Annotated in this window: 11 protein-coding genes; 7 read left to right on the forward strand and 4 right to left on the reverse strand. The window is 73.6% G+C overall.

Going from position 1 to position 12,159, the window contains the following annotated elements; genetic code table 11:
- Positions 1 to 15 precede the first annotated feature (15 nt).
- Complete coding sequence (rplQ, locus tag SCATT_RS17110) at positions 16 to 507, forward strand: 50S ribosomal protein L17 (RefSeq protein WP_014144341.1); 492 nt, start codon at positions 16 to 18, stop codon at positions 505 to 507.
- A gap of 82 nt (positions 508 to 589) precedes the next feature.
- Positions 590 to 1,444 (forward strand): tRNA pseudouridine(38-40) synthase TruA, encoded by an 855-nt coding sequence (gene truA, locus SCATT_RS17115; RefSeq protein ID WP_014144342.1) that lies wholly within the window; start codon positions 590 to 592, stop codon positions 1,442 to 1,444.
- Positions 1,445 to 1,463: 19 nt separating this feature from the next.
- On the opposite strand, the gene SCATT_RS17120 is transcribed toward truA, so the two are convergent.
- Positions 1,464 to 2,564, reverse strand: a complete 1,101-nt coding sequence (locus SCATT_RS17120; RefSeq protein WP_014144343.1) for a hypothetical protein — start codon at positions 2,562 to 2,564, stop codon at positions 1,464 to 1,466.
- An 89-nt stretch (positions 2,565 to 2,653) separates the two neighbouring features.
- Between SCATT_RS17120 and SCATT_RS17125 the strand changes: the two genes are divergently transcribed.
- The 5 genes from SCATT_RS17125 to glmM all read left to right on the forward strand — a co-directional run bounded on the left by SCATT_RS17125 (position 2,654) and on the right by glmM (position 8,464).
- Complete coding sequence (locus SCATT_RS17125; protein ID WP_014144344.1) at positions 2,654 to 4,273, forward strand: ABC-F family ATP-binding cassette domain-containing protein; 1,620 nt, start codon at positions 2,654 to 2,656, stop codon at positions 4,271 to 4,273.
- Between the two features lie 85 nt (positions 4,274 to 4,358).
- Positions 4,359 to 5,645: a glycosyltransferase family 87 protein gene (locus SCATT_RS17130; protein WP_014144345.1), complete on the forward strand. Its 1,287-nt coding sequence runs from the start codon at positions 4,359 to 4,361 to the stop codon at positions 5,643 to 5,645.
- A 282-nt stretch (positions 5,646 to 5,927) separates the two neighbouring features.
- Positions 5,928 to 6,374 (forward strand): 50S ribosomal protein L13, encoded by a 447-nt coding sequence (gene rplM / locus SCATT_RS17135; protein ID WP_014144346.1) that lies wholly within the window; start codon positions 5,928 to 5,930, stop codon positions 6,372 to 6,374.
- A 41-nt stretch (positions 6,375 to 6,415) separates the two neighbouring features.
- Positions 6,416 to 6,931 (forward strand): 30S ribosomal protein S9, encoded by a 516-nt coding sequence (gene rpsI, locus SCATT_RS17140; protein ID WP_014144347.1) that lies wholly within the window; start codon positions 6,416 to 6,418, stop codon positions 6,929 to 6,931.
- 123 nt (positions 6,932 to 7,054) lie between these two features.
- The gene (gene glmM / locus SCATT_RS17145) at positions 7,055 to 8,464 is read left to right on the forward strand and encodes a phosphoglucosamine mutase (protein ID WP_014144348.1); all 1,410 of its coding nucleotides are present in this window, start codon (positions 7,055 to 7,057) and stop codon (positions 8,462 to 8,464) included.
- Positions 8,465 to 8,507: 43 nt separating this feature from the next.
- Here the strand turns inward: glmM and coaA are convergent, their stop codons facing one another.
- The 3 genes from coaA to SCATT_RS17160 all read right to left on the reverse strand — a co-directional run bounded on the left by coaA (position 8,508) and on the right by SCATT_RS17160 (position 12,143).
- Positions 8,508 to 9,500 carry a type I pantothenate kinase gene (gene coaA, locus SCATT_RS17150; protein WP_014144349.1) on the reverse strand — a complete coding sequence of 331 codons (993 nt, stop codon included), beginning with the start codon at positions 9,498 to 9,500 and terminating at the stop codon, positions 8,508 to 8,510.
- 23 nt (positions 9,501 to 9,523) lie between these two features.
- Entirely contained in the window at positions 9,524 to 10,975 is a 1,452-nt protein-coding gene (locus tag SCATT_RS17155; RefSeq protein WP_014144350.1) for a bifunctional ADP-dependent NAD(P)H-hydrate dehydratase/NAD(P)H-hydrate epimerase, read from the reverse strand.
- A gap of 799 nt (positions 10,976 to 11,774) precedes the next feature.
- Complete coding sequence (locus SCATT_RS17160) at positions 11,775 to 12,143, reverse strand: holo-ACP synthase (RefSeq protein WP_014144351.1); 369 nt, start codon at positions 12,141 to 12,143, stop codon at positions 11,775 to 11,777.
- Positions 12,144 to 12,159: the final 16 nt, after the last annotated feature.

Below are 12,159 nucleotides of genomic sequence, written 5' to 3' on the forward strand. Positions count from 1 at the left end.
TAGAAGGAGAAACCCATGCCGAAGCCCACCAAGGGCGCCCGTCTGGGCGGCAGCGCGGCCCACGAGAAGCTGCTGCTGGCGAACCTCGCCAAGTCGCTCTTCGAGCACGGCCGGATCACCACCACCGAGGCCAAGGCGCGCCGGCTGCGCCCGGTCGCGGAGAAGCTGATCACCAAGGCGAAGAAGGGCGACCTGCACAACCGTCGCCTGGTGCTGGAGGTCATCACCGACAAGAGCGTCGTCCACACGCTCTTCACGGAGATCGCCCCCCGGTACGAGAACCGCCCGGGTGGTTACACCCGCATCACCAAGATCGGCAACCGTCGTGGCGACAACGCCCCGATGGCCGTGATCGAGCTGGTCGAGGCGCTGACCGTGGCACAGCAGGCCACCGGTGAGGCGGAGGCCGCGACCAAGCGCGCGGTGAAGGAGGCCGAGGAGGCCAAGGCCGCCGAGGCGACCGAGGCTCCGGCCGAGGAGGCCGCGCAGGAGTCGAAGGACGCCTGAGCGTCGCCACCGAGGTGACCTGCGGGCCCGCATCCAGCCGTTGGCTGGGTGCGGGCCCGTTCGGCATGGAAGGGAACATGGGGTGAACGGGAACGACGAGGTGGGCCCCGGGCTGGTGCGGGTCCGGCTGGACCTGTCCTACGACGGGACGGACTTCTCCGGGTGGGCCCGGCAACGGGAGCGGCGCACGGTCCAGGGCGAGCTGGAGTCGGCGATCACCACCGTGCTGCGGCTGCCGGAGCCGGTGGAGCTGACGGTGGCCGGGCGCACCGACGCCGGGGTGCACGCCCGCGGCCAGGTGGCCCACGTCGACCTGCCCGAGGAGGTCTGGGAGCGGGAGGGGGGCCGGCTGCTGCGGCGGCTGGCCGGACGGCTGCCGTGGGACGTGCGGGTGTGGCGGGTCGGTGTCGCGCCGCCCGGGTTCAACGCCCGTTTCTCGGCGATCTGGCGCCGGTACGCCTACCGGGTGGCCGACCACCCCGGCGGCGTCGACCCGCTGCTGCGCGGCCATGTGCTCTGGCACGACCGCCCGGTGGACGTGGACCTGATGAACGAGGCGGCCCGGCTGCTGACGGGGGAGCACGACTTCGCCGCGTACTGCAAGAAGCGGGAGGGCGCCACCACCATCCGTACCCTGCTGGAGCTGTCCTGGGAGCGGGACGCGCAGGGGGTGGCGGTGGCCACGGTGCGGGCCGACGCGTTCTGCCACAACATGGTGCGCGCGCTGGTGGGGGCGCTGCTGCTGGTGGGTGACGGGCACCGGCCGGTGGGCTTCCCGGGCGAGGTGCTGGCGGGCCGGGTGCGCCACTCGGCGGTCAACGTGGTGCGTCCGCACGGGCTGACCCTGGAGGAGGTCGGCTACCCGGCCGACGAGTTGCTCGCGGCGCGGGCGGCCGAGGCCCGCAACATGCGGACGCTGCCGGGCTGCCGGCCCTGACCCTCAGCCCTTTGGCCGGTCAGCCCGCCGGGGCGGTGGCCGCCTGGTCCCGGCCGCGCTGCACGATGCGGTTGAAGGCGAAGGCGGCGACGTCGGCGGCGGCGCCCTTGGTCTGCGGGTCGTCGGCGGTGACCGGGTGGCCGTCGGTGAGGCCGGCGATGGTGAAGTAGGCGTAGCGGCCGACCGCGTTGGCGGTGGTCTGGCAGGCGGTGGCGTGGCAGAACGCCGGGGTGCCGCCGCCGGCCAGCGGCTGGACGTACCCCTGGTAGTCGTTCTTGGCCCGGTCGGCGGCGGCGCCGCTGTCGAAGACGGCGACGCCGACGGTGACGGCGACCCCGTCGCGGGTGTAGGTGGCGCGCAGCAGCTCGCGGCAGCCGTTGTGGGCGAGGACGTCGCCGAGGCCGCCGGAGGTCAGCGTGTAGCAGGTGTCGGTGGCGTCGGTGGCGGTGCGGGTGTAGGCGCGGCCCTTGAAGTCCAGCCGGGCGCCGGCGAAGAGGCCGTCCGGGGTGAGCGGCGCGGTGTCCTTCTTGGCGCTGGAGATGATGGTCAGCGGGTTGGGCGGGGGCGGCGGGGTGACGTCGGAGAAGGACGGGGTGGGCTGCGCCGGCGTGGTGGGCCGGGCGAGCGTGGGGCCGGGGGCCGGGCGCTTGTGGCCGGTGACGATCACGGCGGTGGCGACGACGGCCCCGATCACCACGGCGGCCAGCGCCCCGCCGCCGTACAGCAGCACCTTGCGCCTGCGGTCGCCGGCCTCGGCGCGCTCGGCCAGCGCCGACCAGTCGGGCTCGCCGGGGTGGGTGGGGCCGACGTCGGCGAGCGGGGTGGCCGGCGGCGTCCAGGCGGGCGCGCTCCGGCCCTGCTCCGGCGTGCCGGGGTGGGCCTCGGGCGGATATCCGTAACCCGTCCGGGGGGTCTGCGGGTAGCCGGGTTGCGCGGGCTGCTGGGGCTGTGGATAACCGTACCCGGGCTGCTGCGGCTGCGGCTGCGGATAGCCGTAGCCGGGGGGCGGGGTGGCCGCGCGGAACGGCAGCGTGGGCTGGCCGGGCTTGGGCACGGGCTGCTGCTCGCCGCCCTGCTCGGGGCCCGGTGGCTGCTGGGGCTGCTGGCGACCGTCCGTCATGGCGCGCATACTATCGGCCCGGCCGACACCGGCCGAGGCCTGTGGAAAACCGGTTTCGGCGCACCGCGCGGCCAGGTGACAATCCGGCCATGGGACATGTGGAAGCGGCACACCTGGAGTACTACCTGCCGGACGGCCGGGTGCTGCTCGGCGATGTCTCCTTCCGGGTCGGGGAGGGCGCCACGGCCGCCCTGGTCGGGGCGAACGGGGCGGGCAAGACGACGCTGCTGAGGCTGATCGCGGGGGAGCTGGCGCCGGACGGGGGGACGGTCACGGTCAGCGGCGGGCTCGGCGTGATGCCGCAGTTCATCGGCTCGGTGCGGGACGACCGTACGGTGCGCGACCTGCTGGTGTCGGTGGCCCGGCCGCGGATCCGGCAGGCCGCCGGGGCGGTCGACGCGGCCGAGCTGGCGATCATGGCGCAGGACGACGAGCCCGCCCAGCTCGCCTACGCCCAGGCCCTCAGCGACTGGGCCGAGGCCGGGGGCTACGAGGCCGAGACGGTGTGGGACATGTGCACCACCGCCGCGCTCGGCGTGCCCTACGAGCGGGCCCAGTGGCGTGAGGTACGCACCCTGTCCGGCGGCGAGCAGAAGCGCCTGGTGCTGGAGGCGCTGCTGCGCGGCCCGGACGAGGTGCTGCTGCTGGACGAGCCCGACAACTACCTGGACGTGCCCGGCAAGCGGTGGCTGGAGGAGGCGCTGCGGCTGAGCCGTAAGACGGTGCTCTTCGTCAGCCACGACCGGGAGCTGCTGGCCCGCGCGGCGGACCGGATCATCAGCGTGGAGCCGGGCGCGGACGGCGCCGACGTGTGGGTGCACGGCGGCGGCTTCGCCACGTACCACGAGGCGCGGCGGGAGCGGTTCGCCCGCTTCGAGGAGCTGCGCCGCCGCTGGGACGACAAGCACGCCCAGCTCAAGCGGTTGGTGCTCACCTTGCGCCAACAGGCGGCGAACAGCGCGGACATGGCCTCGCGCTACCACGCGGCGCGCACCAGGCTGCGGAAGTTCGAGGAGGCCGGGGCGCCGCAGGAGCCGCCGCGGGAGCAGAAGATCACCATGCGGCTGAACGGCGGGCGCACCGCGCTGCGGGCGATCACCTGCGCCTCCCTGGAGCTGACCGGGCTGATGAAACCGTTCGACCTGGAGGTCTTCTTCGGCGAACGGGTGGCGGTGCTGGGCTCCAACGGCTCGGGCAAGTCGCACTTCCTGCGGCTGCTGGCCGGGGAGGAGGTGGCCCACACCGGGCGGTGGCGGCTGGGTTCCCGGGTGGTCCCGGGCCACTTCGCCCAAACCCACGCTCACCCGGAACTCTTCGGCCGCACCCTGGTGGACATCCTGTGGGGCGAGCACGCGCTGGACCGGGGCAAGGCGATGTCCGCGCTGCGCCGTTACGAGTTGCAGGGCCAGGGCGACCAGCGCTTCGACCAGCTCTCCGGCGGCCAGCAGGCGCGGTTGCAGATCCTGCTGCTGGAGCTGGCCGGGGCGACCGCGCTGCTGCTCGACGAGCCCACCGACAACCTCGACCTGGTCAGCGCGGAGGCGTTGCAGACGGGGCTGGAGGCGTTCGAGGGCACCGTGCTGGCGGTCACCCACGACCGCTGGTTCGCCCGCTCCTTCGACCGCTTCCTCGTCTTCGGCCAGGACGGCCTGGTACGGGAGGTGCCGGAGCCGGTGTGGGACGAGCCGAGGGTCGACCGGACGCGCTGATCCGCGGCGGGCGGCGCGCGGCGTCCGGCGACCCGGCCCGTGTCGAAAGGCGGCGCTCGCCGTGGTTGGCCCTTAGCATCCACGTGTGAATTCGGGCAAATCTGACGATTCAGGAGTTACCGCTTGGCTTGTCCGGCGGGCCTCCTGGCCCGCGCAGGCGGCGGCCCTCGCGCTGGTCCTCGTCGCCGTCTTCGAGGTCTACCGCCGCAGCGGCCTGGACGGCATGGACAACCGGTTCGTGATCAGAGCGGCCCGCGCGCTGCTGGACGGCGGTTCGCCCTACGCCGACCGGCGCTTCCTCTACCTGCCCAGCAGTGTGCTGGCCGCGGTGCCCGAGGCGCTGCTGCCGCGCGGGGTGCTGCGCCCGCTGGTGCCCGCGGCCACCGCCGCCGCGGTGCTCACCGGCTGGTGGTGCGCGCTGCGGATCTTCGAGGTCTCGCCGCGCAGCAGGCTCGGGGTGCTGGTGGCCGGGGGGCTGGTCTACTTCGCCCCGTTCCGCAGCCTGGTGCTGCTGGGCAACTGGACGGCGTTCTCCGCGGCGGCGCTGCCGCTGGCGCTGCTGCTGGCGGTGCGCTCGCGGTGGACGGCGGCGGGCGCCGTGGTGGGCACCGCGATCGCGCTCAAGCCGATGCTGGTGCCGGTGACCCTGCTGTTCCTGATGGCCCGGCGGCCCCGGGCGCTGGCGCTGGCGGCCGGGGTGCCGGTGGTCTCCTCGCTGGCGGCGGCGCTGGTGATGCCCAACCCCACGTTCTTCTTCACCCGCACCCTGCCCTTCCTGCTGCACGGCCAGGACGCCTACGCCCGCCCCTTCGACGCCTCGCTGGTGGCGATCCTGCCGCGGCTGGGGGTGCCGCAGTCCGCCGCGCTGCTGGCCGCCGCCGCGGCGTCCGGCGCCGGGGTGTGGTGCGCCTGGCGGCGGTGGACGGGGGCGGGCGCCGGGCTGCCCGGCCTCCAGCCGTCGCCGGTCCCCGGCACCGCCCGGTGGACCGCCGGCGGCGGCCGGGGACACCTCACCGAGCGGCTGCGGCTGGCGGAGACCGCCACCATGCTGATGCTCAGCGCCTTCCTGGTCTCCCGGCCCTCATTCGAGCACTACTCGCTGGTGGTGCTGCCGCTGCTGCTGGCCTCGGTGGTGGTCCCCGGCTCGGTGGCGCGCACCCCGTGGTTCTGGCTCACGCTGCTGCCGCAGGTGCCGGTGATCCAGTGGCCGCTGCTGCGCCCGGTGACCCGGCGGGCGTACAAGGACGCGCTGATGCTGTGCGGGCTGGCGGTGGTGCTGGCGTGGACGTGCGTGCGCGGACGCCGTGTGCTGGTGCCCGAACAGGGCGGTGCGGCCGACCCGCGTCCGGCCGGTTCCCGGGCCACGCTGTAGGCTCGCGCGGCGGGACCGCGCGCCGGGCCGAAGGGGTGTTTTTGACCCGGCCGGTGGTGCCCGGGTATTCTGCGAGTTCGTTATGCGTATTGGCTTGCTCGATCTCACGTGAGAGGCCGCTACGCCGGTCCACCGGGCCGATGACCAGCGATCGTCCGCGGTTTGCGTCACCGTGGGGGGTCAAGGCTGTCGTGATCGTCTGGGTGGCCTTGTCAGGACCCGTCCCCTGAGCCCACCTGGGTGCGGGGCGACCCCACTACTGAAGAAGCAAAGGCTACGACCGTGCGTACGTACAGCCCCAAGCCCGGCGACGTCCAGCGCCAGTGGCACGTCATTGACGCGCAGGACGTCGTCCTCGGCCGTCTGGCCTCCCAGGCCGCGTCCCTCCTCCGGGGCAAGCACAAGCCGGTGTACGCGCCTCACGTCGACACCGGTGACTTCGTCATCATCATCAACGCCGACAAGGTGCACCTGTCCGGCAACAAGCGGACCCAGAAGATGGCCTACCGCCACTCCGGCTACCCGGGTGGTCTGCGGTCGGTCCGCTACGACGAGCTGCTGGAGAAGAACCCGGAGAAGGCCGTCGAGAAGGCGGTCAAGGGCATGCTCCCGAAGAACACCCTGGGCCGTCAGATGCTCTCCAAGCTGAAGGTCTACGCCGGCGCCGAGCACCCGCACGGTGCCCAGCAGCCGGTTCCGTTCGAGATCACGCAGGTTTCGCAGGGCTAGTCCCGGCCACCAGCTACTAGAGAAAGCATCTGAGGAGAATCGTGGCTGAGACCACCGCTGAGGCCCCCCTCGCCGAGGGCGAGGAGCTGACCGAGTACACCACCGAGAGCACCGACATCCCCGAGGGCGAGTACACCTCGGAGTCGCTGGCCTCCCGCTTCGGCGAGCCGCAGCCGGCCGCCGGCACCGGCCGCCGCAAGGAGTCGGTCGCCCGCGTCCGGATCGTCCCGGGCACCGGCAAGTGGAAGATCAACGGGCGCACCCTTGAGGGCTACTTCCCCAACAAGGTGCACCAGCAGGAAGTCAACGAGCCGTTCAAGATCCTTGAGCTCGAAGGCCGTTACGACGTCATCGCCCGCATCAGCGGCGGCGGCGTCTCCGGCCAGGCCGGCGCGCTGCGCCTCGGCGTGGCCCGTGCCCTCAACGAGGCCGACGTCGACAACAACCGTCCGGTCCTGAAGAAGGCCGGCTTCCTGACCCGTGACGCTCGCGAGATCGAGCGGAAGAAGGCGGGTCTGAAGAAGGCCCGTAAGGCGCCGCAGTACAGCAAGCGCTGATCCGCGCCCTGGCGAAAGGCCCCGGAGGCACTCTGTGCGCCTCCGGGGTTTCTCGTTACGGGGCAAGGCTCGAACGGGGGGCCAAGCGGGGGCCAGCTTTCTCGTCATCTCGGAGGAACCACAGTGGGACGACTCTTCGGCACGGACGGAGTGCGCGGTGTCGCCAACGCCGACCTGACCGCCGAGCTCGCGCTCGGGCTGTCGGTGGCGGCGGCGCATGTGCTGGCGGAAGAAGAGGAGTCCGGGCGAAGCCCGGTCGGCCAGGGGCGGTGGCCGGGCGACGGGCGGGCATTTGAGGGCCGTCGGCCGGTGGCCGTGGTCGGACGCGATCCCCGGGCGTCCGGAGAGTTCCTGGAGGCCGCCGTGGTGGCCGGACTGGCCAGCGCCGGCGTGGACGTGCTGCGGGTCGGCGTGCTGCCCACCCCGGCGGTGGCCTACCTGACCGGCGCGCTCGGCGCCGACCTCGGCGTGATGCTCTCCGCCAGCCACAACCCGATGCCCGACAACGGCATCAAGTTCTTCGCCCGCGGCGGCCACAAGCTCGCCGACGAGCTGGAGGACCGCATCGAGGAGACCTACCGCGGCCACGCCTCCGGCGAGCCGTGGGACCGCCCCACCGGCGTCGGCGTGGGCCGGGTCCGCGACTACGGCCAGGGGCTGGAGACCTACGTCGACCACCTGGTGGGCGCCCTGCCCAACCGGCTCGACGGGCTCAAGGTCGTCGTCGACGCCGCGCACGGCGCCGCCTCCCGGGTCTCCCCGGAGGCGTTCACCCGCGCCGGGGCCGAGGTGATCACCATCGGCGCCGATCCGGACGGCCTCAACATCAACGACCAGTGCGGCTCCACCCACCTGGCGGCGCTGCGGGCCGCCGTCGTCGAACACGGCGCCCACCTCGGCGTCGCCCACGACGGCGACGCCGACCGCTGCCTGGCGGTGGACGCGACCGGCCGCGAGGTCGACGGCGACCACATCCTGGCCATCCTGGCGCTCGCCATGCGCGAGGCCGGCACGCTGCGGGAGAACACCGTGGTGGCCACCGTGATGTCCAACCTCGGCTTCAAGCTCGCCATGGAACGCGAGGGCATCGAGATGGTGCAGACCGCGGTCGGCGACCGGTACGTCCTGGAGTCGATGAAGGCCAAGGGGTACGCGCTCGGCGGCGAGCAGTCCGGCCACGTGATCATCCTCGACCACGCCACCACCGGCGACGGCACCCTCACCGGGCTGATGCTCGCCGCCCGGGTCGCCGCCACCGGACGCACCCTGGCCGAACTCGCCTCCGTCATGGAGCAGTTGCCGCAGGTGCTGGTGAACGTCCCGGACGTGGACAAGACCCGGGTCGGCGCCGAACCCGAGCTGACCCGCGCGGTCCAGGACGCCGAACGCGAACTCGGCACCACCGGACGGGTGTTGCTGCGCCCCTCCGGCACCGAGCCGCTGGTCCGCGTGATGGTCGAGGCCGCCGACATCGAACACGCCCGCGCGGTGGCCGGCCGCCTCGCGGACGTCGTCAAGTCGACCCTGGGCTGAACGGGGCCGTGACGAGGGCGCCTTGGCGGGCGCCCTCCCTCGTTCACAGCTTGCGCAGGGAGAGCCGCTGCACCTTGTGGTCCGGCCCCTTGCGCAGCACCAGGGTGGCCCGGCCGCGGGTGGGGGCCACGTTCTGCTCCAGGTTGGGGCGGTTGATGGTCCGCCAGAGCATCCGGGCGTACTCCAGCGCCTCCGCCTCCGGCACCTGGGTGTACTTGCGGAAGTACGAGTCGGGGTTCTGGAACGCGGTCTGCCGCAGCATGCCGAACCGGCCCAGGTACCAGCGCTCGATGTCCTCGGTACGGGCGTCGACGTAGACGCTGAAGTCGAAGTAGTCGGCCAGGCCCACCCGGGTCAGGCCGTCCTTGCCGGGCAGCGCCGGCTGGAGGACGTTGAGGCCCTCCACGATCAGGATGTCGGGACGGCGCACCGCCAGCCGCTCGCCCGGCACGATGTCGTAGATCAGGTGGGAGTAGACCGGCGCGGTCACCTCGTCCTTGCCCGCCTTGACGTCGGCGACGAACCGGGTCAGCGCCCGGCGGTCGTAGGACTCCGGGAAACCCTTGCGGGACATCAGACCGCGCCGCTGCAACTCGACGTTGGGCAGCAGGAACCCGTCGGTGGTCACCAGCTCCACCCGGGGATGCTCCGGCCAGCGGGCCAGCAGCGCCTTGAGGATGCGCGCGGTGGTCGACTTGCCCACCGCCACGCTGCCGGCCACCCCGATCACGAACGGGGTGCCGCTCTGCGCGCCGTGCCCGGTACGGGCGTCACCGAGGAAGGTGTTGAGCGCCCCGCGCAGCCTCGTGGTGGCCCCCACGTAGAGGTTGAGCAGCCGGGAGAGCGGCAGATAGACGTCGCGGACCTCGTCGAGGTCGACCACGTCGCCGAGGCCGCGCAGCCGCTCGACCTCCTCGGCGGTCAGCGGCAGTGGGGTACGTTCCCGCAGCGCGCTCCACTCGGCCCTGGTCAGGTCGAGATAGGGGCTCGCGTCGCGGCGGCGGTCGCTCGTCGTGGTCGAAGACACGCGGTCCATTGTGCGACCGCGTTACACGGCGTTCACGCCCGGGGGTGCACCGAGTGCCACACGTATGGCACCCGGTCCGCGATCTCATGGGCGCCGAACGGGTGCCGGGTGTGCCGGGCGGCCAGACCGTGCAGGTAGGCGCCGACCGAGCCGGCGTCCCGGGCGGAGAGCCCGGCGGCCAGCAGCGACCCGGTGAGCCCGGACAGGACGTCGCCGCTGCCCGCGGTGGCCAGCCACGCCGTCCCGGTCGGGTTGACCCGCGCCGGCGCCCCCTCCTCGGCCACCAGCGTGGTGGACCCCTTGAGCAGCACGGTCGCCCGGTACGCCGCGGCCAGCCGCCGTACGTGGCTCAGGCGGGCCCGTTCGACCTCCTCGCGGGCCACGTCCAGCAGCGCCGCCGCCTCGCCCGCGTGCGGGGTGAGCAGGGTCGGCGCCCGGCGGGCCCGCACCCGCTCCCGGTCGGCCAGGCGCAGGGCGTCGGCGTCGATCAGCACCGGGACGTCGCAGGCGAGCACCTCGTCCACGGACTGCCGGGCCAGGTGGTCGTCGCCGAGGCCGGGTCCGATCACCCACGCCTGCACCCGGCCGGCCTTGGCGGGCGGACCCGCCGACACCAGCGTCTCCGGGTAGCGCCCGATCACCGCGTCCCCGGCCGGGCCGACGTACCGCACCGCCCCCGCCCCGCCGCGCAGCGCGCCCCCGACCGCCAGCACCGCGGCGCCCGGGTAACGCTGCGAGCCGGCCACGACGCCGACCACCCCGCGGCGGTACTTGTCGCTCTCCCCGCGGGGCACCGGCAGCAGCCGCGCCACGTCCTCGTGCTGCAACGCCTCCAGCTCCGGCTCCGGCAGATACGGCCCCAGCCCGATGTCGACCAGGCGCAGCGCGCCGGCGTACTCGGCGGCGGGGTCGACGAGCAGCCCCGGCTTGTAGGTGCCGAAGGTGACGGTGGCGTCGGCGCGGAACGCCTCGCCGGGGGTCTCGCCGGTGTCGGCGTCGACGCCGCTGGGGAGGTCGACGGCGACGACCACGGCACCGGACGCGCTCGCCGCGCGGGCCGCGTGGGCCAACTCCGCGGCGCGGGGCCGCAGTCCGCCCTTGCCGCCGATGCCGGTGATCCCGTCGAGGACGAGGTCGGCGCGGGCGAGCGCCGCCGGCGCGTGATCCGGGCCGGTGATCCGGCCGCCGGCGCGGCGCAACGCGGCGAGGCCGTCGGGGTGGGCCCGGTCGGGGTCGAGGGTCACCGCGGTGACCCCGGCGCCCCGCCCGGCCAGCCGGGCGCCGGCGTACAGCGCGTCCCCGCCGTTGTCCCCGCTGCCGGCCAGCACCACGACCCGCCTGCCGTACACCCCGCCGTCCAGCACCCCCCCACACGCCGCGGCCAGCCCCGCCGCGGCCCGCCGCATCAGGGTGCCGGGCGGAAGAGTGGCCATGAGGGCGGCCTCGGCGGAGCGAACGCTGTCGACGGCGTGAGCGTGACGCATGTGTTTCCTTCCGGGGGCGTTGAGGTCGTTCCCGGTCCGTAGTCTTCCCCCCGATCCCGCTCCGCTCGCCCCGACGCCGGCCCCGCACTCCTCGGGGTGCCCCCGGTTCCGGCTTCGTCGTGGCTGGCGTCACGGATGTTTCCCCCCGCCCACCCGTGGCTGTATTCGTCTAGTGCGGGGTGCGCACTGTCTGCCTGGGTTTCCGGGGGCCCTCCGGGGTAAGGGTTCGCTCGCGCTGGCGGTCAGCCATTACCCCCTCAGGGTTCGCCCGTTTCCGCTTCGTCGTGGCTGAGGTCACAGATTGTTTCCCCCCGCCCACCCGTGGCTGTATTCGTCTAGTGCGAGGTGCGCACTGTCTGCCTGGGTTTCCGGGGGCCCTCCGGGGTGACTCCTCGCTCCGCGTTTCGTTGTCGGCTTTCCGCCGGTCCACCGGGTCGCTGCGGGGACACCCCTGCACGCCCCCGTTCTGTTGTGTTCCGCGCTGCGGCACGGAGGGGGTGAGAAGGAGATCGGGGTGACCCCAACCTCCTCACTCACCCTCCCCCGCGAAGAGAGGCACCCGCGAACGGACAGAAGGGGGTGTGCCCGGGCGAAAGCCGACAACGAAACCTGGAGCGAGGAGTCACCCCCGGCGCGCCCCCGACCCCGCACGACGCACAGGCGAAGCCACCCCGTGCCGAACCAAACCAAAACCCCACCAACCCCCCACCGGGCAGGGGCGAACGGGGGCCACCCCGGCATCCTGAAACGGGCGAACCGGGCCACGGAGTAATGGCTGACCGCCAGCGCGAGCGGGCCCTCAGGACTCGGCGATGACGACCGCCGAGGCGATGCCGGCGTCGTGGCTGAGGGAGACGTGCCAGGCGGCGACGCCGAGTTCGGCGGCGCGGGCGGCCACCGTGCCGGTGACGTGGAGGCGGGGCCGGCCGGAGGGGTCGGAGCGGATCTCGGCGTCGGTCCAGCGCAGGCCGGCCGGCGCGCCGAGCGCCTTGGCCACGGCCTCCTTCGCCGCGAACCGGGCGGCGAGCGACGCGGCCCCGCGTGGCTCGCCGCCGGGGAGGACCCGTTCGGCGGGGGTGAAGAGACGTTCCGCCAGCGCGGGGGTGCGCTCCAGCGAGGCGGCGAAGCGGGCGACGTCCGCCACGTCGATCCCGACACCGATGATCACGCGGCCGTCACCCCCC

The sequence above is a fragment of the Streptantibioticus cattleyicolor NRRL 8057 = DSM 46488 genome (assembly GCF_000240165.1).
In the GTDB taxonomy this organism is placed as follows: Bacteria; Actinomycetota; Actinomycetes; order Streptomycetales; family Streptomycetaceae; genus Streptantibioticus; species Streptantibioticus cattleyicolor.